The sequence below is a fragment of the Bradyrhizobium sp. genome (assembly GCF_049519115.1).
GTDB lineage: Bacteria > Pseudomonadota > Alphaproteobacteria > Rhizobiales > Xanthobacteraceae > Bradyrhizobium.
On record NZ_JBEKRB010000007.1, the window covers coordinates 1 to 23,449 of the forward strand.

25 protein-coding genes and 2 pseudogenes are annotated in these 23,449 nt (G+C 62.5%); 17 read left to right on the forward strand and 10 right to left on the reverse strand.

From position 1 onward, the window contains the following. From ABSE61_RS07465 to ABSE61_RS07480, 4 genes and pseudogenes are all read left to right on the forward strand, one after another. Positions 1–102: pseudogene (locus tag ABSE61_RS07465) on the forward strand (acyl carrier protein); the annotation flags it as partial. Continuing rightward, positions 89–1,385 (forward strand): annotated as a pseudogene (locus ABSE61_RS07470) (AMP-binding protein). The pseudogenes ABSE61_RS07465 and ABSE61_RS07470, both read left to right, overlap by 14 nt. Further along, on the forward strand, positions 1,378–2,115 hold the full coding sequence (locus ABSE61_RS07475; RefSeq protein WP_423870448.1) for an SDR family NAD(P)-dependent oxidoreductase: 738 nt from the start codon (positions 1,378–1,380) through the stop codon (positions 2,113–2,115). Before ABSE61_RS07470 ends, ABSE61_RS07475 begins: the two are co-directional and overlap by 8 nt. Positions 2,116–2,267: 152 nt before the next feature. Next, the gene (locus ABSE61_RS07480; RefSeq protein ID WP_423870449.1) at positions 2,268–3,431 is read left to right on the forward strand and encodes a DUF3095 domain-containing protein; all 1,164 of its coding nucleotides are present in this window, start codon (positions 2,268–2,270) and stop codon (positions 3,429–3,431) included. A gap of 8 nt (positions 3,432–3,439) precedes the next feature. Here the strand turns inward: ABSE61_RS07480 and ABSE61_RS07485 are convergent, their stop codons facing one another. Together ABSE61_RS07485 and ABSE61_RS07490 are read right to left on the reverse strand one after the other, a co-directional pair. After that, the gene (locus ABSE61_RS07485) at positions 3,440–3,886 is read right to left on the reverse strand and encodes a DUF2147 domain-containing protein (protein WP_423870450.1); all 447 of its coding nucleotides are present in this window, start codon (positions 3,884–3,886) and stop codon (positions 3,440–3,442) included. Positions 3,887–3,957: 71 nt separating this feature from the next. Further along, a complete protein-coding gene (locus ABSE61_RS07490) occupies positions 3,958–4,488 on the reverse strand; it encodes a GNAT family N-acetyltransferase (protein ID WP_423870451.1) in 531 nt (176 codons plus the stop codon). 212 nt (positions 4,489–4,700) lie between these two features. Here ABSE61_RS07490 and ABSE61_RS07495 point away from each other — a divergent pair, with 212 nt between their 5' ends. The 10 genes from ABSE61_RS07495 to ABSE61_RS07540 all read left to right on the forward strand — a co-directional run bounded on the left by ABSE61_RS07495 (position 4,701) and on the right by ABSE61_RS07540 (position 11,986). Next, positions 4,701–5,297: a superoxide dismutase gene (locus tag ABSE61_RS07495; protein ID WP_423870452.1), complete on the forward strand. Its 597-nt coding sequence runs from the start codon at positions 4,701–4,703 to the stop codon at positions 5,295–5,297. Between the two features lie 143 nt (positions 5,298–5,440). After that, on the forward strand, positions 5,441–5,815 hold the full coding sequence (gene crcB / locus ABSE61_RS07500; protein ID WP_423870453.1) for a fluoride efflux transporter CrcB: 375 nt from the start codon (positions 5,441–5,443) through the stop codon (positions 5,813–5,815). 54 nt (positions 5,816–5,869) lie between these two features. Further along, on the forward strand, positions 5,870–6,061 hold the full coding sequence (locus ABSE61_RS07505; protein ID WP_423870454.1) for a hypothetical protein: 192 nt from the start codon (positions 5,870–5,872) through the stop codon (positions 6,059–6,061). 2 nt (positions 6,062–6,063) lie between these two features. Next, positions 6,064–6,822, forward strand: a complete 759-nt coding sequence (locus ABSE61_RS07510) for a metal ABC transporter ATP-binding protein (protein ID WP_423870455.1) — start codon at positions 6,064–6,066, stop codon at positions 6,820–6,822. Between the two features lie 3 nt (positions 6,823–6,825). Beyond that, positions 6,826–7,695, forward strand: coding sequence for a metal ABC transporter permease (locus tag ABSE61_RS07515; protein ID WP_423870456.1), 870 nt, complete (start codon positions 6,826–6,828; stop codon positions 7,693–7,695). Between the two features lie 8 nt (positions 7,696–7,703). Then, positions 7,704–8,594, forward strand: coding sequence for a metal ABC transporter substrate-binding protein (locus ABSE61_RS07520; RefSeq protein WP_423870457.1), 891 nt, complete (start codon positions 7,704–7,706; stop codon positions 8,592–8,594). Positions 8,595–8,623: 29 nt separating this feature from the next. Beyond that, a complete protein-coding gene (locus ABSE61_RS07525) occupies positions 8,624–9,682 on the forward strand; it encodes a CobW family GTP-binding protein (RefSeq protein WP_423870458.1) in 1,059 nt (352 codons plus the stop codon). Further along, positions 9,679–10,695, forward strand: coding sequence for a WD40 repeat domain-containing protein (locus ABSE61_RS07530; protein WP_423870459.1), 1,017 nt, complete (start codon positions 9,679–9,681; stop codon positions 10,693–10,695). Before ABSE61_RS07525 ends, ABSE61_RS07530 begins: the two co-directional genes overlap by 4 nt. A gap of 75 nt (positions 10,696–10,770) precedes the next feature. Then, positions 10,771–11,094 carry a superantigen-like protein SSL4 gene (locus tag ABSE61_RS07535; RefSeq protein WP_423870460.1) on the forward strand — a complete coding sequence of 108 codons (324 nt, stop codon included), beginning with the start codon at positions 10,771–10,773 and terminating at the stop codon, positions 11,092–11,094. 151 nt (positions 11,095–11,245) lie between these two features. Then, the gene (locus ABSE61_RS07540; protein ID WP_423870461.1) at positions 11,246–11,986 is read left to right on the forward strand and encodes an acetoacetate decarboxylase; all 741 of its coding nucleotides are present in this window, start codon (positions 11,246–11,248) and stop codon (positions 11,984–11,986) included. A gap of 959 nt (positions 11,987–12,945) precedes the next feature. Here ABSE61_RS07540 and ABSE61_RS07545 read toward each other — a convergent pair. The 6 genes from ABSE61_RS07545 to ABSE61_RS07570 form a co-directional block, all read right to left on the reverse strand. Further along, the gene (locus ABSE61_RS07545; protein ID WP_423870462.1) at positions 12,946–14,388 is read right to left on the reverse strand and encodes a homospermidine synthase; all 1,443 of its coding nucleotides are present in this window, start codon (positions 14,386–14,388) and stop codon (positions 12,946–12,948) included. A gap of 60 nt (positions 14,389–14,448) precedes the next feature. Then, positions 14,449–14,838 carry a RidA family protein gene (locus ABSE61_RS07550; protein ID WP_423870463.1) on the reverse strand — a complete coding sequence of 130 codons (390 nt, stop codon included), beginning with the start codon at positions 14,836–14,838 and terminating at the stop codon, positions 14,449–14,451. Between the two features lie 42 nt (positions 14,839–14,880). Beyond that, positions 14,881–15,051: a hypothetical protein gene (locus ABSE61_RS07555; protein ID WP_423870464.1), complete on the reverse strand. Its 171-nt coding sequence runs from the start codon at positions 15,049–15,051 to the stop codon at positions 14,881–14,883. A gap of 9 nt (positions 15,052–15,060) precedes the next feature. Further along, a complete protein-coding gene (locus ABSE61_RS07560; RefSeq protein ID WP_423870465.1) occupies positions 15,061–15,642 on the reverse strand; it encodes a GNAT family N-acetyltransferase in 582 nt (193 codons plus the stop codon). 123 nt (positions 15,643–15,765) lie between these two features. Beyond that, positions 15,766–16,908 (reverse strand): type III PLP-dependent enzyme, encoded by a 1,143-nt coding sequence (locus ABSE61_RS07565; protein WP_423870466.1) that lies wholly within the window; start codon positions 16,906–16,908, stop codon positions 15,766–15,768. A 680-nt stretch (positions 16,909–17,588) separates the two neighbouring features. Continuing rightward, positions 17,589–17,849, reverse strand: coding sequence for a hypothetical protein (locus ABSE61_RS07570; protein WP_423870467.1), 261 nt, complete (start codon positions 17,847–17,849; stop codon positions 17,589–17,591). Positions 17,850–18,142: 293 nt separating this feature from the next. Between ABSE61_RS07570 and ABSE61_RS07575 the strand changes: the two genes are divergently transcribed. From ABSE61_RS07575 to ABSE61_RS07585, 3 genes are read left to right on the forward strand one after another with little or no spacing between them, the layout of a single operon-like run. Beyond that, entirely contained in the window at positions 18,143–20,242 is a 2,100-nt protein-coding gene (locus ABSE61_RS07575) for a M3 family metallopeptidase (RefSeq protein ID WP_423870468.1), read from the forward strand. Next, entirely contained in the window at positions 20,239–20,910 is a 672-nt protein-coding gene (locus tag ABSE61_RS07580) for a DUF1007 family protein (protein WP_423870469.1), read from the forward strand. The genes ABSE61_RS07575 and ABSE61_RS07580 overlap by 4 nt, the downstream gene beginning before the upstream one ends. Further along, on the forward strand, positions 20,901–22,022 hold the full coding sequence (locus ABSE61_RS07585) for a nickel/cobalt transporter (RefSeq protein WP_423870470.1): 1,122 nt from the start codon (positions 20,901–20,903) through the stop codon (positions 22,020–22,022). Before ABSE61_RS07580 ends, ABSE61_RS07585 begins: the two co-directional genes overlap by 10 nt. Positions 22,023–22,190: 168 nt before the next feature. On the opposite strand, the gene ABSE61_RS07590 is transcribed toward ABSE61_RS07585, so the two are convergent. Continuing rightward, positions 22,191–22,544, reverse strand: coding sequence for a DoxX family protein (locus tag ABSE61_RS07590; RefSeq protein WP_423870471.1), 354 nt, complete (start codon positions 22,542–22,544; stop codon positions 22,191–22,193). Beyond that, on the reverse strand, positions 22,541–23,434 hold the full coding sequence (locus ABSE61_RS07595) for an alpha/beta hydrolase (protein WP_423870472.1): 894 nt from the start codon (positions 23,432–23,434) through the stop codon (positions 22,541–22,543). Before ABSE61_RS07595 ends, ABSE61_RS07590 begins: the two co-directional genes overlap by 4 nt. Between the last annotated feature and the right edge of the window lie 15 nt (positions 23,435–23,449).

A 23,449-nucleotide genomic window follows, 5' to 3' on the forward strand; every position in this document is an offset into this window, starting at 1 on the left:
GAAGATGATCTTGGCGTCGATCCGTTTACTATATCGGCGGATGCAAGCTTTCCACTTACGATAGGCGACTTCATCAAGGCCTATGAAAATGTCCCCGCGTGAAATTTTCGCGCTGCGTGATTTTCTCGATCCCGGCCTGAAGGGCCGCACGCTCTCGGACGCGCGGCACGCAGCATCGCTGACGGAACTATCTGATCGCACCTGCCTGAAGGGCCGCCTGGCGGAACTTTCCGGCCGCTCAGTGTTGCTGGCTGTTTCCAGCCAATTTCTCGCCAGTCTCGTGATGCTCGAGGTCGACGGCCTCGCGCGGCGCATGCTGCTGTGCCCGCCGGATATCAACATCGACCACCTTCAGGGCCTGATCGAAGACGCTGACATCGACGCTGTCGTCACTGATCAGCCCGATCGTTTTGTATCATTGGGAATTTCATTGGTCGTTACCGCCAGTGAAGAATTGATGGCTGCACCCCGCGCCCGGAGCGATCGCGGCCGACGGTCCGGCCCGCGGTTCCCGGCCGACCTGGGCGACGTTTTACGACATCCGCAGATATGGCGGCTTGCAGATTTTCCTGCGCGCGATCATCGGCGGCGGATCGCTGGTGCTGTCGAAGCCCGGCGAAGCTCCTGCCGACCACGTCGCTCGGTTGAACGAAAAAGCCGTCACGCATATTTCCGGCACGCCCTCGCACTGGCGCAAGCTGTTGATGAGCGGTGCGGCCTCGGCCTTCTCGCCACGCTATGTCCGCCTCTCCGGTGAAATCGCCGACCAGGCGGTGCTCGGCGGGCTGCATCAAGCTTTTCCGCAAAGCTCGATCGGCCATGCGTATGCATCGACCGAAGCCGGCGTCGGCTTTGCCGTCAATGACGGGCGCGAAGGTTTTCCCGCCGACATGATCGGCGTGAGCCGCGACGGCGTCGAGATGAAGGTCGTGGACGGTTGTCTTCTGATCCGTTCGCGGCGCGCGGCGCATGCCTATGTCGGCCGTCTTGCCGGCGCGCTGACGGACGACGAGGGTTTCGTCGATACCGGCGACATGGTCGAACTGCGCGGCGACCGCTATCACTTTGTCGGCCGCCGTGGCGGCATCATCAATATCGGCGGATTGAAAGTTCACCCCGAAGAAATCGAAGCCGTGATCAACCGCGATGACGCGGTGCGGATGTCGCGTGTCAAGGCACGCAAAAGTCCGATCACCGGCGCCATCGTGGTCGCCGACGTTGTTCTTGCCGACGGCTGCGATGCGAGCCGAAGCGACGACATCAAGCGCCGTATCGTTGCCGATTGCCGGGCGAGCCTCGCGCCCCACAAGGTGCCTGCCATGATCAAGTTTGTCGAAAAACTCGAGATCACGGCGGCCGGAAAGCTCGCGCGATCAGATGCATAATATTCTCGTTACAGGCGGCAGCCGGGGCATCGGGCTTGCGATCGCGCAAAGGCTCGCCGGCAGCGGCTATCACGTGATCGCGGTGGCGCGCCGCGAAAGCGACGAGTTGCGTGAGGCCATCGGTGTCGCCGGGAAAGAAGGCCGCGGGCAGATTCATTTCCGTCCCTTCGACCTCGGCGAGGTCGATGCCATTCCCGCTTTCGTGAAAAGCCTGCGCGACGAATTCGGCGCGATCTTCGGCCTCGTCAACAATGCCGGCCTGGGCACCGAAGGCCTGCTTGCCACGATGCACAACAGCGAAATCGAAGCGTTGACGCGCCTCAACGTGCTCTCGCCGATCATTCTGACCAAATATGTCGTGCGCCACATGATGGCCGACGGCGCCGGCGGCCGGATCATCAACATGTCCTCGATCATCGCCTCGACCGGCTATAATGGCCTGTCGGTTTACGGCGCGACGAAAGCCGCCGCGACCGGCTTCACGCGTTCGCTGGCGCGGGAAGTCGGCAAGCTCGGCATCACGGTGAACGCTATCGCGCCGGGCTTTATCGACACCGAACTGACGCACAGCCTCGGCCCCGAGCAGCGTCAGCGCATTGCGGGCCGCAGCGCGCTCCGCCGCCTGCCGGAAACCGGTGACGTGGCCAGCATGGTGGAATATCTGCTGAGTGAGGGCGGCCGCAACATCACCGGCACGGTCCTGACGGTGGACGCCGGGAATACGGCTTGACGCTTCAATTCGACCGGACGCCGATATAGCTTTATCGGTATATCTCTCTCGGTGCCGTGACGATTTGACCCGGTCAATCGGTGAGGCGCTGAACCTATCCTGCCGTCTCCTCCGTATCTCATGACCGAAAAGCCCAGCAAGCACCGCGCGCCATGACCGCATCCAACGGCAGCGACAAATTCTACGGCACCATTCCGGTGTTTCGCGGCTTCACGCGGCTGATGGACCCGTCACTCTACGCGCCGTTGCCGTCCGACTGGAGCATCGGGGTTGCCGATATCGTCGAGTCGACCAAGGCGATCGCGCAAGCGCGCTACAAGGCGGTCAATATGGCCGGCGCCGCCGTCATTGCGGCCGTGACCAACGCCCTTGAGGGCCGCGAATTCCCGTTTGTGTTCGGCGGCGACGGCGCAAGCTTCGCGGTTGCGCCGGACGATCTGGAGCGCACGCGGCAGGCACTGGCGGCGACCTCCGCCTGGGTCAAGGAAGACCTCGACCTCGAGATGCGGGTGGCGCTGATACCGGTCGCCGCGATACACGCGCAGGGGCTGGACGTTCGCGTCGCGCGTTTCGGGCCCTCGCCGAATCTTTCTTATGCGATGTTTTCCGGCGGCGGTCTCGGCTGGGCTGACGTTGCCATGAAGCGCGGCGAGTTTGCGGTCGCGCCAGCGCCGCCGGGTACACGGCCCGATCTCTCGGGGCTTTCATGCCGGTTCGAGGAGATACCGGCGGTACGTGGTCTCATTCTCGCGGTGCTGGTGATGCCGGTTCAGGGCGCGGATCCCGTCGCCTATCGCCGGCTGATCGACGACATTGTCGTGCTGGTCGAGCGCAGTCCCGACTCCGGCCGGCCGGTGCCGCCGGGCGGGCCGCCGCTGCGCTGGCCGCCGGCCGGCGTCGAATTCGAGGCGCGGGCACAGCGCGGAGGCGCTTTGTTGACCCGGCGGCTGCGTGTATTCGCCTGGACCCTGTTCTATTATTTTATCATGCGTTTCGGCATCAAGGTCGGCGGATTCGTTCCGCACATCTACGTGCAACAGCTCGTGGAGAATTCCGACTTCCGGAAATACGACGATGGCCTGCGGATGGTGCTCGATTGTACGCCGGAACTCGAACGCGAGTTGAGCGCGCGCCTGGCTGCGGCGTCATCCGCGGGCATCGCACGATATGGCCTTCACCGGCAGGATGCCGCGATGATGACCTGCTTTACCCCGTCGGCGATACGCAGCGATCACGTCCATTTCATCGACGGCGCGCGAGGCGGATACGCCTCGGCCGCGACCGCCTTGAAGGCGACGCTACCGCGACAATCCTGAACTTCACGTCAGCGTGAGCTGCGGCTCCAGTCCTCGCCGCCGCAGAGCGCGCCGACGCAACCTTCGACCTTCAGCGTCGCCGGCCCGGTGACGGAGACCTTGCTCGCATAGATCTTGCCGTCGTCGGCGTTATAAATCTGGCCCGACCATTGGCCGGGCCCGGCCGGACGCATGCCCAAGAATAACGAAATCCCGATGATGGGCCGCTTTGCCAGCGAGGGATTGGGGTTCTTGTCGTCAACTTGCGGCTTTCCGGTCAGAGGATCGATCGGCTCCTTCAGCCAGACCACGACCCCGCAAATCCCCGAGCCGCACTTCGAGACACGTACTTTTGCATCGCCTGCCTGGGTCAGCCAAATGCCGTCCGGGCTGCCGGCGGTGTTTTGGGCCTTTGCAGGGATTGCGACCAAGAAAGCGACCAGCGCGACAACGACGAATTCGAATCTGCGAGACATTTACCTCTCCGGCTACAACCGGGACTGCATAGCAACAAATGGCATTCCCGCAAGTCCGCCACTCGGGTCCCTCACCAGGGCAGCCCGCACAGGTCAAGCGTCCCGAGTGTTGGCGCGCGCCGCTTCAGATCCAGCACCATCGGCGCCATGATCTCAAAGTGAATCCGCCCCTCCGGCTGCTCGGCATAGACCGCTCCGGTAAATGCATGCCAGCCCCGCGACCGATAGAATTCGCTCATGTTCGGCTCGCAGAACAACAGCGCGAATTGTGCGGCGTCGTGATCGCGCATGGTGCGAACGGCGGCCTCAAGCGCGATGCTGGCATAGCCGCGGCGCCGGCAATCGGGGCGAGTGGCGACCTGGCCAATGCCGCCGACGTGAACTTTCTGGCCGTTCCAGGTCACGGTCCTGAAGAAAATACCGGTATGACAGGCGGGTTCGCCGTCGGGCGCGTCGATCAGCACGCGCAAATCCGGATCCGCCCACTTGATATGGCGCCAGGCGGCGGCGTCTCCCTCTTCAGCCGTCAATGACTGCGCGAACAGCCTCTCGACCAACGGCCCGGATTGACCGCCGTTCACAATCTCGATTTCGATACTCATCACGCCCCTCTGTATCCGCCTGGTAAAATACCGGAGCCGGCATGGAAACGACTGAATTCTAAATGCCGCACGGCGATATGATCCCTGAGCCGGGCAGGCGCGTGGATAGCAGACCGTCCGGTCACGGCAAATTCAGTGTGTCTAAGCGGATTGGAACCTTCTATAAGGGTTCCCGTTAGAGTTTGTCTCCCACCATTTTCGGACATGACCCCATGACCTTCACGCTCCCCGATCTTCCTTATGCCCATGACGCGCTTGCGCCATATATGTCGAAGGAAACGCTGGAATTCCATCACGACAAGCATCACCAGGCCTATGTGACCAACGGCAATAATTTGCTGAAGGGGACCGAATTCGAGGGCAAGTCCCTGGAGGAAATCGTCAAGGGCTCGTTCGGCAAGAACGCGCCGCTCTTCAACAATGCCGGCCAGCACTACAATCACATCCAGTTCTGGAAGTGGATGAAGCCCAACGGCGGCGGCACCAAATTGCCCGGCCGTCTGGAGAAGAAGATCAACGAAGACCTCGGCGGTCTCGAGAAATTCAAGACCGATTTTGCCGCGGCCGGCGTCGGCCAGTTCGGCTCGGGCTGGGCCTGGCTGTCGGTGAAGGGCGGCAAGCTCGAAATCTCCAAGACGCCCAACGGCGAAAACCCGCTGGTGCACGGCGCCACGCCAATCCTCGGCGTCGACGTCTGGGAGCATTCCTACTACATCGACTATCGCAATCGTCGCCCCGATTATCTGAAGGCGTTCGTCGATCACCTCGTGAATTGGGAATATGTCGACGAGCTGCTCGGCAAGGCCTGATCGGCATCGCATCGGTTTCATCAAAAGCGGCAGCCTCAGGCTGCCGCTTTTTCGTTGGCTTTTGCTAATTCGCTGCGCTTGCGGGCGTAGCCGGCTTGCGGCAAAGCTTGCGATGCCGGTGGTTTGAGATATGGAATGATACGATGAACTATCTTCTGGTTTTTGTCGGCGGCGGCCTCGGCTCGGTGCTGCGCCACACGGTAAACGTGATTTGCCCGAAATTTCTCGGGACCCATTTCCCGTACCACACATTCATCATCAACATCACCGGCTCGACCATCATGGGCCTGATCGCCGGTTATCTCGCCTTCAAGGGCGATGCCGCCCAGTCGTGGCGGCTGTTTCTGATGACCGGCATCCTCGGCGGCTACACAACTTTCTCGGCATTCTCGCTGGATGCCGGGCTGCTCTATGAGCGCGGCGAACTCGGGCTTGCGGCGCTTTATGTGCTGGGGTCGGTGGTCTTGTCGATTGTCGGCCTGTTTGCCGGGCTCGCTTTGGTGCGGTCGATGGTCTGAGGAGCCTTCAGGTCCGCTCCGGTGGACTCATCCAATGTTATATTATAACATTGAATGATGGTGTCTTCCCACTCCCACGATCACGCCCATCCGCACCCCCACGCCCATAGCCATGGCCCAGCTGCACCGCACCCCGCGCAGCCGGTCACCTGGTCGATTTTGCGCATGACGGTGCTTTCGCGGTTTACGGCGGCCGTCGCGGTCAGCGCCGCGCTCTGGGCGTTCGTCTGGCTGGCGATGAAGTGACGATGTCGGCGCAACTGCAATTTCGGGACGTCACGCTGGGCTATGACCGCCACCCCGCCGTTCACCACTTGAGCGGTGAGGTCGCAGCCGGCGCGCTGCTCGCCGTCGTCGGTCCCAACGGCGCCGGCAAGTCGACGCTGTTTCGTGGGCTCGTCGGCATCCTCAAGCCGCTGGCAGGCACCATTGTGACCGGCGGCATTGGCGCCAGGGATATCGCCTACCTGCCGCAAAGCGCCGACATCGACCGCAGCTTTCCGATTTCGGTGTTCGACTTCGTTGGCACCGGGCTGTGGCGCCGGACCGGCTTTTTCGGCGGCGTCGGCAAGGAGGCCCGTGCGAGTGTCGCGCAGGCGCTCTCCGCAGTGGGCTTGAGCGGGTTTGAAAATCGCGGCATCGGCACGCTGTCGGGCGGCCAGATGCAGCGCATGTTGTTTGCGCGGGTGGTGTTACAGGATGCGCGATTGATCGTGCTCGACGAGCCCTTCAACGCCATCGATACCAAAACCTCGGCCGACCTGATGGCGCTGGTCGAGCAATGGCATGCCGAGAAGCGCACCGTGCTGGCGGCACTGCACGATATGGATCTCGTGCGCGCCCGTTTCCCCGAGACCTTGCTATTGGCGCGCGGCAAGGTGGCCTGGGGCGCAACGGCCGAGGTGCTGACATCAGAAAATCTCACCGAGGCGCGGCGGATGTGCGAGGCCTTCGACGACAGTGCCGCCGCCTGCGTTGTCGACGCAGACGCCTCAAGGGCTGCCTAAACCATGATCTATGACGCGCTGATCGCGCCTTTCATCGAATTCGAATTCATGCGCCGGGCGCTCGCCGCCGTGGTGGCGCTCTCGCTTGGTGCGGCGCCGATCGGGGTGTTCCTGATGTTGCGGCGGATGAGCCTGGTGGGTGATGCGATGGCGCATGCCATCCTGCCGGGGGCGGCCGTCGGCTTCCTGCTCTCGGGCCTCAATCTGTTTGCTATGACCGCGGGCGGGCTGATCGCGGGGTTCGCGGTAGCGCTTCTGGCGGGCGTGGTGTCGCGCACCACCGATCTGAAGGAAGACGCTTCGTTGGCGACCTTCTATCTGGCGTCGCTGGCGCTCGGGGTGACCATTGTCTCCGTGAAGGGCACCAATATCGATCTGCTGCATGTGCTGTTCGGCAACATCCTCGCGATGGATGACCAGACGCTGCTCGTGGTCGCCTTCAACGCCACGCTCACCCTGATCGTGCTTGCGGTGATCTACCGGCCGCTCGTGATCGAAAGCGTCGATCCGTTGTTCTTGCGCACCGTCAGCCGCGCCGGCGCGCTCGCGCATCTGACGTTTCTGGCGCTCGTGGTCGTCAACCTGGTCAATGGCTTTCAGGCGCTTGGCACGCTACTCGCAGTCGGCCTGATGATCCTGCCGGCGGGCACGGCGCGGTTCTGGTCGCGCGAACTGACCGGCATGATTTCGATCGCGGTAGTAAGCGCGATCATCTCCGGTTATGCCGGATTGGTGCTGTCGTTCCAGACCCGCATTCCCTCAGGACCCGCGATCATCCTGGTCTCGGCCGCGCTCTATATCGTCTCGATCCTGTTCGGCAATGTACGCGGCGTGGTCAGGCAGTTGTTTCCCGCACCTCATCTCGAAGCGTGAGGCGTGCGATGCGAGGCTGGCACGTTCTTCTCTGGCGCGGTCTTCTGTTGGCCTTGGCGATATCGCTCGGCATAAGCCCCGCGCACGCGCAAACACGCCTGAACGTGGTCGCCAGTTTTTCGATCCTCGGCGATTTTGTGAAGAACGTCGGCGGCGATCGCGTCGCGGTCACGACGCTGGTCGGTCCCGACGGCGACGTGCATGTCTACACGCCGACGCCATCGGATGTGCGCAAGATTGCCGACGCCAAATTGCTGGTCATCAACGGCTTTGGTCTTGAGGGCTGGCTGCCGCGTCTGCTTCAGGCCGCCGGCAACAGGGCCTCGATCGTAACAGCAACATCGGGTATTACGCCGCTGAAGGCCGGCTCCGATGCCGATCCGCATGCCTGGCAATCGGTGGCCAATGCCGAAAGATACATCGCCAATATCCGCGACGCGCTGATATCAGCCGACCCGCCGGATGCGGATCATTTTCGGCAAAATGCGGTAGCGTATCTGGCCAAACTCGAGGCGCTGGACGCCGAGGTGCGGCAGGCGGTCGGCAAGATTCCGGAAAATCGCCGCAGGGTGATATCGACCCACGATGCCTTTGGCTATTTCGCCGCCCGCTACGGCATCCAGTTCATCGCGCCGGTTGGGGTCTCCACCGAAGCCGAGCCCAGCGCGCGGGACGTTGCAAAAATCATCGCGCAGGTCAAAGCCGAACGCATACCTGCGGTATTTCTGGAGCGGATCGGCGACCCCCGCCTGATGCAGCGAATATCGGTGGAGACTGGCGCCAGGGTCGGCGGGACGCTCTATTCCGACGCTTTGACCGATGAAAAGGGCGATTCCCCCACTTACATTGATATGGTCAGGCACAATATAAGAACGCTGACGAGCGCGCTGGCCAACTAGCGCGCTAATGACCGCCTTCCGGAGTAATCATGTCCGAACCGACGTCCTCCAAAATTCCAGTGCAAAAAATCCCCGTAACCGTGCTGACGGGCTATCTCGGCGCCGGCAAGACCACGCTGCTCAACCGCATCCTGTCGGAAAACCACGGCAAGAAATACGCTGTCATCGTCAATGAATTCGGCGAGATCGGCATCGACAACGATCTGATCATCGGCGCCGACGAAGAAGTCTTCGAGATGAACAACGGCTGCGTCTGCTGCACGGTCCGTGGCGACCTCGTGCGCATCCTCGAGGGCCTGATGAAGCGCAAGGGCAAGTTCGACGCCATCATTGTCGAGACCACCGGGCTCGCCGATCCCGCGCCGGTAGCCCAGACCTTCTTCGTCGATGAAGACGTGCAGAAGAACGCGCGCCTGGACGCGGTGGTGACGGTGGCTGACGCGAAATGGCTGAGCGATCGCCTGAAGGATGCGCCGGAAGCCAAGAACCAGATCGCGTTTGCCGACGTCATCGTGCTCAACAAGACCGATCTCGTCTCAACGGCCGAACTGGCCGAGGTCGAGGCGCGGATCAGGGGCATCAACCCCTATGCCAAACTGCATCGTACCGAGCGCTGCAAGGTCGCGCTGTCGGACGTGCTCGAGCGCGGCGCGTTCGATCTCGATCGCATCCTGGAGATCGAACCGGAGTTCCTCGAAGCCGGGGACGATCATCATCACCACGATCATGACCATCACCACCATCATGACCATGGTCATGGGCACGGCCTGAAGCATTACCACGACGAAGACATGCAATCGTTGTCCTTGAGCACCGACAAGCCGCTTGATCCGGCCAGGTTCATGCCGTGGTTGCAGGGTCTCGTCGCGAGTGAGGGGCAGAAGATACTGCGTTCGAAAGGGATCCTCTCCTTCAGCGACGATGACGAGCGTTACGTTTTCCAGGGCGTGCATATGATGCTGGAGGGCGATCACCAGCGGCCATGGAAAAACGGCGAGCCGCGCCTGAGCCGGCTCGTCTTCATCGGCCGCGAATTGCCGGAAGCGATGATCCGCGAAGGTTTCGAGCGCTGTATCGTTACGCAATGACCGATTTCGAGCCGGGCGAATCCGCCTCCATCATTTCCGTGACCGAGAAGGTGCGCAGCCTCGCAATCGGCGCGCCGCTCAGCGCCGTGCATTTTCTCGGGGATAGCGCGGCCTTCGTTGGGGCCGAAGAAAATATCTTCGTGGTCGCGGGCGATGGCGATCCTGTCGCGGTCTCTGTCCATGGCGGCGGCATTCTGTGCGCCACCTCCGACGGGACGCGTGTCGTCACTGGTGGCGATGATGGCAAGGTCGTCAGCCTCAACGCCAAAGGCGAAACCGGCGTGATCGCGACCGATTCGAAGCGGCGCTGGATCGACAATGTCGCGCTGCATCCGGACGGCGCCGTCGCCTGGTCGGCGGGCAAGACCGCCTTTATTCGTAGCAGCAAGGACCAGCAGAAATCGCTCGATGTGCCGACAACCGTCGGCGGGCTCGCTTTCGCGCCGAAAGGCTTGCGGCTCGCGGTCGCGCATTATAACGGCGTGACGCTGTGGTTTCCCAACATGGCCGCGCAGCCGGAATTTCTGGCATGGGCGGGTTCGCATCTGGCGGTGACCTTCAGTCCGGACAACAAGTTTCTGGTGACCGCGATGCACGAGCCGGCGCTGCATGGCTGGCGGCTCGCCGACAACCGGCACATGCGCATGACCGGCTATCCCGGCCGCGTGCGCTCGATGGCATGGAGCGCGGGCGGCAAGGCGCTGGCGACCTCGGGTGCAGACACCGTGATCATATGGCCGTTTGCCAGCAAGGACGGCCCGATGGGCAAGGAGCCCGCGATGCTGGCGCCGCTGAAAGCGCGCGTCACGGCGGTCGCCTGTCACCCCGATCAGGCTATTTTCGCCGCGGGCTATGAAGACGGCACCATGTTGATGGTGCGCATGGCAGATGGCGCAGAAATCCTGGTCCATCGCAACGGTGGCGCTGCAATTGCAGCGCTGGCCTGGAGCGCGAAGGGTACTTTGCTCGCTTTCGCGGCGGAAGACGGCGAAGCGGGTTTGCTGACGCTGTAAGTGAGCCTTAAGTTCCCGGGAACAACGCCTTCCCGGACCCGTTAACGCCTGCAAACTATTTGTAGGTGAAAAGCGATGTTGCCGAACGATCGAAAGCGCCGGACGGAATTTTTCCTCGCGTCAGCCATGCTGGCGGCGGGACTGGTGCTGACCGGTTTCTCGCTCGTCGCAACGACACGCGCCAACGTTCAACTCGCGCAGGCAACGCCACCCTTGCAGGGCTCACCGTCCGATACGACCAGTGATAAGCCCGCGGAATCGAAACCCGGCGGGACACGTCCGACCACGCCGGCGCCTGAGCCGGCAACGCCGACCACGGAGGCCCAGAAAGAGGGCGCGAAGGCAGCCCTTCCGCCCGCGCCGCCGGAAAAGATGGCGCCACCGATACAGTCGAAGTAGCCCGCAACGACCGGGCTTCGCTGTATCGGATCTCGCTCACTATCACGAGAAACCGCAAGATCGGCCGCGCGAGCTCGTCTCGTTTGTGTCACCTTGCTCCCCGATAGTTGTCGCTCATGCGCGAGGCGTGGCTCGCATCGGGAGAATGTCTATGAAAATCGAGGATGTCCGGCGAAACGCCTATTCCATGCCGCTAACCAGCCCGTCTTTCCCGCCCGGGCCCTACCGCTTCTTCAACCGTGAATATTTCGTCATCACCTATCGCACCGATCCCGAGGCGCTCGCCGCCGTGGTGCCTGAACCGCTTGAAGTAGTTGAGCCGATCGTCAAATACGAATTCATCCGCATGCCCGACTCGACGGGCTTCGGTGACTACACCGAAACCGGGCAGGTCATCCCGGTTCGCCTCAACGGCGAGGAGGGTGCCTATACCCACGCGATGTATCTCGATGACGACGCGCCGATCGCCGGCGGCCGCGAGCTCTGGGGATTTCCGAAAAAGCTCGCCAAGCCGAAGATCGAGGTGGAAAGCGACGTGCTGGTCGGCACGTTGCATTACGGTTCGGTGCTCTGTGTATCGGGGACCATGGGCTACAAGCATCGCGCGGTGGACCACGATACGGTGCTGAAGGGGATGAAAGCGCCGAACTTCATTCTGAAGATCATTCCCCATGTCGACGGCAGCGCGCGCATCTGCGAGCTGGTGCGCTTTCAACTTGAAGAAATCACACTGAAGGAAGCCTGGACCGGCCCGGCGGCGCTCGGCCTGTTTCCGCACGCGTTGGCCGATGTGGCGCGGTTGCCGGTACGCGAGGTGATCTCGGCGCTGCATTTCAAGGCCGATCTGACGTTGGGGCTCGGAAGCATCGCGTTCGACTACATGAAGAAGTGACGAGGTCGCTTCCGCTCGCCTATGCCCGGCCATCCACGTTTTGGTTGGAGAAAAGAAAAGGCGTGGATGCCCGGTACAAGGCCGGCATGACGGGGCGACATCACCAGACCGGCGGAAGAAGAAAATGAGAATCGGTCAATTCCCGAACAGGCCAAAACGCGGAGGCGGCGGGGCGCGCGGCGAATCCTCGGCGCTTCCGAACAAGCCAAAGCGGCGTGGCGGACCATCGATGACGCGCGGCGCATCATCCTCTTCGACGACCCGGTCGATCGCGCCGTCACGCGGCATCTGCCGAACAACGTTGGTTGCCTCGTCCAGATCTTGTCGCCGTTTGCGCTCCGAAAATTTTCGCTCGTCGCCTCGTTTGCGAGAGGTTTCCCTGTTGATATCGGCCGAACGAGATATTTCTCTGTTCGGTTCGACTGAACGGGCGTTCGTTCGCTCGGTCCTCGTGGGTGCTGCGTCCTCGCTCCTGGCCGTTTGCGGAGCCTGTTGGACATTGGTCGGCTGTTGAGCGTTTGCCGCATCAATCTTGGCCAAGACTGGAGCGGGCGGTTGAGGCTGCGGAACCGGTGCTGAATCAGCGGGTGGAGAAGGGGCGGCCGCGACAGACTGGGGCTGTTGCTGCGCCGCTGGCGGTGTCACGTTTGTTTGTTGCGACACTTGGCCCGACGACGCGGTCGAAGCCGGCGTTGCATTTGATGGCGCACTCGAAGGAGGCGGCGCAGCACCGGCAGCGACGCGTTCCAGCCTGTTGGGCGGTTGGACGGTGCTGGTCGTGATCATCGCTCCGCCCGCAAATCCAACTGCGATCGCAGCTAGCGCGGTTCCAACGCCAACGAAATAGGACGAACTGCTGAAGGCCATCGCGCTTTCTCCGATCTGAAGGAGAAGCAACGCGGCGTGCCCTGCCACGTTCCCGGGAACTCAAACGATCGAGGCGCCGACAATGCCTAGCTTTATCGCACCAGCACGTTCCTGAACTGCCACGGATCGCTCGTATCGATGTCCTCCGGGAAGAGTCCGGGGCGATCGGTGAGCGGTGTCCAGTCGGTGTAGTAGCCCTTCACCGGGCCGAGATACGGCATCTGGATTTCGAGCAGGCGGTCGTAATCCATCTCGTCGGCTTCGACGATGCCTTCCTTCGGGTTTTCCAGCGCCCACACCATGCCGCCGAGCACGGCAGAGGTCACTTGCAGGCCAGTGGCGTTCTGATAAGGCGCGAGTTTGCGGGTTTCCTCGATGGAGAGCTGCGAGCCGTACCAGTAGGCATTGTTGTCATGGCCGAACAGCAGCACGCCGAGTTCGTCGATGCCATCGACGATTTCGTTCTCATCGAGGATGTGGTGCTTTTCCTGCATCTTCGCTGCGCGGCCGAACATTTCATGCAGCGACAGCACGGCATCGTCAGCAGGATGATAGGCATAGTGGCAGGTCGGCCGATAGATCGCCGTGCCGGACGCGTCACGCACGGTGAAGTAATCGGAGATCGAGATCGACTCGTTATGTGTGACGAGGAAGCCATACTGCGCGCCGCGGGTCGGGCACCAGGTGCGCACGCGCGTATTGGCGCCGGGCTGCATCAGATAGATGGCTGCGCCGCAGCCAGCTTCATGGGTATGCGCATTCTCGGGCATCCATTTTTCATGAGTGCCCCAACCGAGTTCGGACGGCTGCACGCCCTCCGACAGGAAACCCTCCACTGACCAGGTGTTGACGAAGACATCCGGCTCTTTCGGCGTCTTGGAGCGCTGGGTGTCGCGCTCCGCGATGTGGATGCCCTTGATGCCAGCCTGTCGCATCAGGTCCGCCCATTCGGCCCTGGTCTTCGGCTTCGGGGCATTGAGCTTGAGATCAGCGGCGACATTGAGAAGCGCCTGCTTGACGAAAAAGGAGACCATGCCGGGATTGGCACCACAGCAGGAGACTGCCGTCGTCGAGCCCTTAGGCCGCGCCTTCTTGGCGGCCAGCGTCACTTCGCGAAGGGCATAGTTGGAGCGAGCTCCCGGACCCTGCGACGAATCGAAGTAGAAGCCCAGCCAAGGCTCGTTGACGGTGTCGATATAGAGAGCACCGAGCTCGTTGCAGAGCTCCATGATGTCCGTAGAGCCGGTATCGACCGAGAGATTAACGCAAAAGCCCTCGCCGCCGCCTTCGGTGAGCAGCGGGGTCAGTAATTCGCGGTAATTGTCCTTGGTCACGCCCTTCTGGATGAAGCGTACATCGTGTTTCTCGCAATGCGCCTTGCGCCCCTCGTCCTTGGGATCGATCACGGTGATCCGCGACTTATCATAATCCAGATGCCGCTCGATCATCGGCAGTGTGCCTTTGCCGATCGAGCCGAAGCCGATCATGACAATGGGGCCGGAAATTTTCGCGTAGATCTGCGGGGCGGGGCTCATGGGAATGGTGTCTCCGGAAAAGTGCTGGCGAATAATGGAGGGTTCAGGCGGTACGCCGCGTTACGGGCTGCGCCGCTTGGCGGTGACTTCGATCTCGACCTTCATTTCGGGCCTTAGAAGGCCGGCGACCACCAGCATCGTGGCGGCCGGGCGAATATTGCCGAGGGCTTCGCCGCAAACCGCAAAATGGGCGTCCGCATTTTTGACGTCGGTGAGGTAGTAGGTCGCGCGGACAATATCGGCCATGGCGAAACCGGCCTCCTTCAAGGCGGCTTCGATGGTCTTGAAGCAGTTTCGTGTCTGACTCGTGACATCCGCCGGCATGGTCATGGTGGCGTAATCGTAGCCGGTGGTCCCCGCGACGAAAGCAAAGTCGCCGTCGACGACCGCGCGGCTGTAGCCGGCGGCCTTCTCGAACGGCGAGCCCGTGGAAATGAGACGGCGGGACATGATGGAACCCTCGGCTTCGGATGACCGTGACGGCCCTTTATATCAGGGCAAACGCCGTGTCACGTCGGAGGAGGACGGCGTGGCCGAACCCCATCGAAGAATAATGATATCCCGGACGATCAGGAGGCTCAGCGCCATCACCAGCATCGTGGTGACGATGCTGCGATAACGCAGACGCGCGATCGCGTGAGCGGCTGGCGATTTCTGGCGCATGATGGGCCGCTACGCCGCACGGGCGCGCGGCGCGCGCCTGACAGGGTTGGCCTTCGCGCCGGTTGCAACGATCATCCCGCAGGCGCCGTCGAGCGCGCCTGGGATGAGTTCCAGGCCAAGCAGGCGGTCGCGCTCGAACGGGCCCGGCAGCGACAGCCCGGCCATCTTTTCAGACGAGAAGCCGAAGCGGGCGTAGTAGGGCGCATCGCCGAGTAAAATCACCGCGCGATGGCCCCGCGTCGTCGCCGCCGCGAGCGCGTGGTCCATCAGCGCGGTCCCGGCCCCGAACTTGCGGGAGGATGCCTCTACCGCAAGAGGGCCGAGCATGAGCGCCGGGATGCCCCCGGCGCTGACGTGCCACAACCGCAGCGTTCCGACCAGGTAGCCTCCCGCCATCGCCGAGAAGGCAAGGCCTTCGGCGGGCGCGCGTCCGTCGCGCAAGCGCTGGCAGGTGCGCAAGCTTCGGTTCTCGCCAAAGCAGGCATCGAGCAGCGCTTCACGGGCGACGACGTCCGAAGCCTCCTCCGCACGGATCGCGAACGGAGCGGCTTTCGGGGTGAGGGCGATGTTGGTCTTGCGCAAAGCAGTCATGGCACGTCAGTCCCCACAGCCCACGGGCGGCAAAGCCCGTGGCTGCGTTGTCCAAATCGGCAATGTCAGGGAGGGAGCCGGCGAGCCGGCTCCCGATGATGTCAGGCCTTCAAAGAGGCAGGATCAGATGTGGTAGGTCTTGAGCGGCGGAATACCGTTGAAGGCCACCGACGAGTAGGTCGACGTATAGGCCCCGGTTCCTTCGATCAGCACCTTGTCGCCGATCTCAAGCGTTACCGGAAGCGGATACGGCAGCTTCTCGTACATGACGTCGGCGGAATCGCAGGTTGGGCCTGCGAGGACGCACGGCGTCATCTCTGCCCCGTCATGCGGGGTGCTGATCGCGTAGCGGATCGACTCGTCCATGGTCTCGGCGAGACCACCGAACTTGCCGATGTCCAGGTACACCCAGCGCACCTCGTCTTCGTCGCTCTTCCTGGAGATCAGGACGACTTCGGACTCGATGATGCCAGCATTGCCGACCATGCCGCGTCCCGGTTCGATGATGGTTTCCGGGATCTGGTTGCCGAAATGCTTGCGCAGCGCGCGGAAGATCGACCGGCCGTACGTCACGACCGGTGGAACGTCCTTGAGGTACTTGGTCGGGAATCCACCGCCCATGTTGACCATGGACAGGTTGATCCCCCGCTCGGCGCAGTCGCGAAACACCTGGGAAGCCATCGCCAAAGCGCGGTCCCAAGCCTTCACCTTGCGCTGCTGCGAGCCGACGTGGAAGGAGATGCCGCACGGCTCCAGGCCCAGGCGCTTGGCGAGGTCGAGCACGTCGACCGCCATTTCCGGGTCGCAGCCGAACTTCCGCGACAGCGGCCACTCGGCGCCGGCGCAGTCGTAGAGGATACGGCAGAACACCTTCGCAGCCGGAGCCGCACGGGCGACCTTTTCGACCTCGGCGGCGCAATCGACTGCGAACAGCCGAATGCCGAGCGCGAAGGCACGCGCAATGTCGCGCTCCTTCTTGATCGTGTTGCCGAACGAGATGCGGTCAGCGGTCGCTCCCGCGGCCAGTGCCATTTCGATCTCCGCCACGGTGGCGGTATCGAAGCACGAGCCGAGCGAAGCAAGCAGCGACAGCACTTCCGGGGACGGGTTTGCCTTCACCGCGTAGAACACACGGCTGTCGGGCAGCGCCTTGGCGAAGTTCTGATAGTTGTCGCGTACGACTTCGAGGTCGACGACGAGGCACGGCTCGACGTCCTGGCCCTCGTTACGACGGTTGCGCAGGAATTCCCGAATACGTTCGGTCATAGCACCCTCCAAACGGCCCAAGCGACTGGGCCCGTTCAAAATGATCTCGGTCGTAGGTGCCGTGGCCGTCGTCGCACGATGGAGACGCGACGAGGCCAAGAACCTCAAACCGAATTGTGCTGCCGTGGATTGGTTGGGAAAGCTCCCGCCCGCACACCTGGCAATGAAGGACAAGCCTTTTCAGTAGCCCGCGCCGGCGGTGGAATGCCGGTAGAGACCAAAAAAGCCCGATCCGTCGTTGCTTTAAGTCGCGTCCCCCGTTGAGAACGAGGTGCGCCGGTTCGCCTCCGGCTGCCAGTCACGGTTGCAAAGGAAGAAGAGACCTTCAACGGCATCTCTGGAGAGAGATGCTGGCCTCTCAAGTCACCGACTTTTGGAAGTCTGGACTTGAAGCGACCCTCGGTATCTTCAACCCTTGGCGGCTGTCCGGCCTCTTGTCCGGATACCTACCGACTGACACACGACCACAGGCACGTGCGAAATTGGGCAAAGACGCAAATAATCTTTTTGAATCCGCTTCGCAACATTTTTTTTAGGCTAAGGACAAATTTCCCTAACGCGTGCTTACGTCGTCGCGGCCGAGGCGGCGAGCGCGGGATGAAAATGAATGGACGTTAAGTTTCTTTAACGAAGCGTAACGGTGGGAACGCAGCGGCGCGCGCTTCGTTGCCTCGACCTTCTCACGCGCGGCGCGTGAACGGCTCGACGCGCTGTGCCGCGCGGATGAACGCGATCATGATCAGGACGCCGAGCGCAAACAGCACGGCTTGCAGGATGTGGGCTCCGGTGTCGTCGAGCCCAAACAGGATCGCGAGCGCCCAGCCGCCGGCAAAAGCAGCTCCAAACACTTCAGCACCGATCAGGATTGCCGCGCTGATGACGGTGACGACGCTGGGCCAGGCGATCTGTCGGCTGCCGGTCGGAGACGGTTGCGCGTTCATGGTGTTTGATCCTGTTTTCGGGCCGCAATCTCTCTGAAAAGGCGGCATCTATCAAGCGCAAAAGGCCCAAAAAAGCCCCACCGCGTGATATAGCGTCACCCTTGAAATCGGCACCCAGTGTGGCGACTCTGACGTTCCTTTCAGTGTTGCCGCGAGTTCTTTGAAGGAACGTCAGAGTCAAAGCCACACTAGAGTCACATAGTTGCTAGTGTCCCTTTGGTTCTGACATTCGTAAAAGTGGGCGCTGCGATAGGAAACGAATGTCAGAACCGGGACACTAGACGGGATTTTCGATGTCAGAAACCCAACAAAACCACCCGCAAAACCACGCGCCTTTGTCCGCCGCCAATCCGCTGCTGAAGCCGTGGCAGACGCCATTCGAGACCCCGCCGTTTGCCGAGATCGCGCCGGACCAGTTCCTGCCGGCGTTCGAGCAGGCCTTTGCCGACCACTCAGCCGAGATATCGGCGATCACCCACGATCCCGCGCAGGCAGACTTCGACAACACGATCACGGCGCTGGAGCGCTCGGGCAAGCTGCTCTCCAAGGTCGCCTCTGTCTTCTACGCGCTGGTGTCGGCGCATTCCAACCCGGCGCTGCTCGAGGCCGACAAGGAAGTGTCGCTGCGGATAGCGCGGCACTGGAATCCGATCATGATGAACGCGGTGCTGTTCGGCCGGATCGCCCAGCTTCACGAGAACCGCGCTGCGCTTGGCCTCTCAGGCGAGCAGCTGCGGCTCCTGGAGCGCACCTACACGCGCTTCCACCGTGCCGGCGCCGGCCTCGATGAGGCTGCCAAAGCGCGGATGGCCGAGATCAACGAGCGGCTGGCCCATCTTGGGACCACCTTCAGCCACCACCTGCTCGGCGACGAGCAGGAGTGGTTCATGGAGCTTACCGAGGCCGATTGCGAGGGGCTTTCGGACAGTTTTGTCGCGGCCGCAAAGGCGGCGGCGGAGGAGCGGGGCCTCGCCGGCAAGGCGATCGTGACCCTGTCGCGCTCGTTCGTGGAGCCGTTCCTCAAGACCTCGCCCCGCCGCGACCTGCGCGAGAAGCTCTACAAGGCCTTCATTGCCCGTGGCGACAACGGCAATGACAACGACAATACCGCGACCATTGTCGAGATCCTGGCGCTTCGCGAGGAAAGCGCCAAGCTCCTGGGCTATCCGACCTTCGCCGCCTATCGGCTGGAAGATTCCATGGCCAAGACGCCAGAGGCCGTGCGCGGGCTTCTGGAGCGGGTCTGGAAGCCGGCGCGCGAACGGACGCTGCGGGATCGCGACGCGCTTCAGGGCCTGATTGTGAAGGAGGGCGGTAATTTTGCGCTCGCGCCGTGGGACTGGCGCTATTACGCCGAAAAGCTGCGGCAGGTCAGGGCCAATTTCGACGATGCCGCGATCAAGCCCTATCTCTCGCTCGACCACATGATCGAGGCGGCCTTTGACTGCGCCACCCGGCTGTTCGGCCTCTCCTTTGTCGAGCGCAAGGATGTCCCGGTCTGGCATCCCGACGTGCGGGTCTGGGAGGTCCGGGACCGCGATGGAAAGCACCAGGCGCTGTTCTATGGCGACTACTTCGCCCGGCCCTCCAAACGCTCCGGCGCCTGGATGACGTCGCTCCGCGACCAGCAGAAGCTCGACGGCGAGGTCGCGCCCGTAATCCTCAATGTGTGCAACTTCTCCAAGGGCGCTGACGGTGAGCCCTCGCTGCTGTCGCCGGACGATGCCCGCACGCTGTTCCACGAGTTCGGCCATGGCCTGCACGGCATGCTGTCGGACGTCTTCTATCCCTCGCTGTCCGGAACCAGTGTTTTTACGGATTTCGTCGAGCTGCCCTCGCAGCTTTACGAGCACTGGCAGGAGCAGCCGCAGGTGCTGCGGCAGTTCGCGCGCCATTATCAAACCGGCGAACCGCTGCCGGACGACCTGTTGCGGCGCTTCATCGCCGCGCGTAAGTTCAACCAGGGTTTTGCCACGGTCGAGTTCGTGGCGTCCGCGCTGCTCGATCTTGAGTTTCATACCCAGCCGGCTTCCGCGAGCGCCGACGTCCGCGCCTTCGAGCGGCGAGAGCTGGAAAAGATCGGCATGCCCGCGGAAATCTCGATGCGCCACCGGCCCCAGCAGTTCGGCCACATCTTCTCCGGCGATCATTATGCCTCGGGCTATTACAGCTACATGTGGTCGGAGGTGATGGACGCCGATGCCTTCGGCGCCTTTGAAGAGGCCGGCAACATCTTCGATCCCGCAGTCGCCAAGCGCCTGCACGACGACATCTATGCCTCCGGCGGCTCGCGCGACCCGGAAGACGCCTATATCGCCTTCCGCGGCCGCGAGCCCGAGCCGGATGCGCTGCTGCGCCGCCGCGGTCTGTTGGAAACCCCAGAGGCGGCATGATTGGTCAGAGCCGCCTTCGCGGGGACGGCGTGTTGCGAGGACTGCTCAGATTATTGGGCATGCTCGCCGCGTTGTCGGTTGGGATGGCGGCAGCCGAGGCCCATCCACATGTCTGGATCACGTCCACGAGCGAATTGATGTATGCGCCCGACGGCTCGATCACGGGCGTGCGTCACGCCTGGACCTTCGACGACATGTTCTCGACCTATGCGTTGCAGGGGATCGAGAGCAAGAAAAAGGGCGTCTACACCCACGAGGAACTGGCGCCGCTGGCCCAGACCAATGTCGAATCGCTGAAGGAGTTCGGCTTCTTCAGCTTTGCCAAGGCCGACGGCAAGAAGCAGAAATTCGAGGAGCCGGTGGATTACTTCCTCGAATACCAAGGCGGCCTGCTGGTGTTGCATTTCACCTTGCCGCTGAAGACACCGGTTAGACCTAAGGTCCTCGCGCTCGAAGTGTTTGATCCGACCTTCTTCGTCGACTTCAAGCTCGCCGAAAAGGACCCGGTACGGCTGGTCGGTGCGCCCGAGGCCTGCAAATTCGAGTTCCAGCGGCCGAACGACGGCGCGGCCAGCGCGCAGGCGCTGGGCGAGCAGAATTTTACCGATGGCGGCAACGGCAATTTTGGCGCGATGTTCGCCAACAAGATCACGGTGACATGTCCATGAGGCCTCAGCTTTGCCGTGCACTCGCGCTCGGCGCGCTGGCCGTGACGGCGGCGCTGGCGCTTGATGGCGCGATGCATGTTCTGACAGCGCAGACGCCGTTTGGCGGCCCGCGTTCACAGGTCGCCGAACAGGCCGGTGGAATTATCGGATGGCTGCTCGCCAAGCAGTCGGAATTTTATCGCGAAATGTCGTCCACCATCCGCGCCGCCAAGACCGACGGCAGCGCGGTTTGGGCGCTGCTTGCGATCTCGTTTGCTTACGGGATTTTTCATGCCGCAGGCCCCGGCCACGGCAAGGCGGTGATTTCGTCCTATCTGGTCGCCAACCGGGAAACCGCGCGGCGTGGCATCGCGCTCGCCTTTGTCTCCGCCCTGTTGCAGTCGCTGGTCGCCGTCCTGATCGTCGCGATCGGTGCGTGGTTGCTCAATATCACTGCGAAAACCATGTGTGGGGCGGAGAAGATCATTGCGATTGCGAGCTATGGCCTGATCGCGGCATTTGGCGCGCGCCTGGTCTGGACCAAGGGCGCGAACTTCATCCGGGCGTTGCAGGTTCATCCGCCCGCCTCCGCACTGGCGCTGGCGTCGGTCTCAACGTCCCACAGCCATGTGGGGCACGATCATCACGATCATTCCCATGCCTATCACCAGCACGCTCATCACGATCACGGACATGATCATGCCCACGGTCATGACGGCCACGTGCACGACGAACATTGCGGGCATTCCCATGGCCCGATGCCGAGCGAACTCGCCGGCCCCGGCGGCTGGCGCCGCGGCTTGGGTGCGATTTTCGCCGTGGGCTTGCGGCCGTGTTCCGGCGCCATTCTGGTTCTGGTGTTCGCGCTGGCGCAGGGCCTGTTCTGGGCCGGTATTGCCGCGACCTTCGCGATGGGGCTCGGCACCGCGATCACGGTCGCGGCGATTGCGGTGCTGGCGGTTACGGCCGGAGGCATCGCGCGACGTCTGAGCGGTGCAAGCGACGGCAGCGGCGCGCTGGTCATGCGCGGTATCGAATTTGCCGCCGCAGGGCTGGTGCTGTTGTTCGGCGTTGGACTTTTAACCGGCTATCTCTTTGCCGAGCCGCTGACCTGTCTGCAGTCGATTCTATAGCGGCAGAAGCCGGCCGAGTTCTGCTTTGGTGAGCAGCAACGGACATCGTCAGCCCGGCCAGCCATGTTCGAAAGGTGCCCCATGTCCGGACTCTCTAGCCGTACAGTGCTTCACAATATCGGCTGGCAGCTGGCCCGGTCGGATCGATCCGAGCGGGCCAGCTACGTTCTACAGCATCGTCCAGCCGACAACCGACAGTAAGATAACGACGATGAAAGGCGGCACCGCGCGCTTGTGTTCGCGGTGGTAGATCACGGTCGTCATCGCTGCGAGCATGACGGCGCAGCCCAACAGGACGCCGAAGGGCCGTGTCAACGTTGCCGATAGCAGCAGTGCTACCACCAGATCGAAACCGCCCGAGACAAAGTGAAACCAGCTTGGGTATCCCCAGCGCTTATATTCGGGGCCGACCTTGCTGACGGCGAAGGTGTTGATGAAGAAGCCGAGGGCGAAGAAGGCTGCGAGCGCCCATGCCAATCCCTGAACCCACGTCAGCCCTTGAAACCACGCGATCGTGCTCATTGCGACACCTCATGACTGCGGATGAAGCGCGCGGCCTGCTCGATCGAGGCCATGCCTTCGTCCAGCATGGGCGCGAATAGCTGCATGCCGTGGCACATGCCGTCGAAGATTTTGAGCTCGGTGCTGACGCCCGCCGCCTTCAGACGCGCGGCAAGTGTGGTCGAGTCGTCATGCAGCCGCTCCCAGCTTCCGACATGCACGAGAGTCGGTGGCAGGCCGCGGAAGTCGGCATCGAACGGCGTCACCTCAGGCGATTTGCGATCGCGGTCGACGAGATAGGCTTGCTTGAATTGATCGAGCATGGGTCGCAGCGTAACCGGATCGTCGGTGATGCGGCGATAGCTTTCGCCTTCCTCGGCGAAATCGAGCCAGGGCGAGAACAGCGCGAGCGCGCACGGCAAGGGCAGCTTGGCGTCGCGCGCGCGGACGGCGGTCGCGAGCGCCAGATTGCCGCCGGCGGAATCTCCAGCAAGCGCGATTTTGTCGGCGGTGTAGCCGTGGAGGAGGGCTGCCTGATAAACGCCGAACGCGTCGTCATGCGCGGCCGGCGCGGGATGTTCGGGCGCCAGGCGATAGTCGGGCGCGAACACCGCTATTCCCGCGGCGCGCGCCAGGTTGGTGGTGGTGACGCGGTAGGTTGCGGCGGAAAATATGAAGAAGCCGCCGCCATGATAGTAGATGATCAGGCGCGAGGGGTCGCCGTTTTCGGGCAGGATCAGGTCGCCTTGATAGGGCCCAATGCTCGTCCGGCTGATGGTGACGCGCTCGGCCAGCGGCGTGTGGCTGGTGATGGTTTCGGCCCAGGCCCGCAGGACGGGCGGCGTGGCGTTGGCGGGTGGCGGATTCTGGGCGCTCAACTCCAGAAGCTGAGCAAGCTGTTGCTTTGACATGGTCGGTCTCCTCGG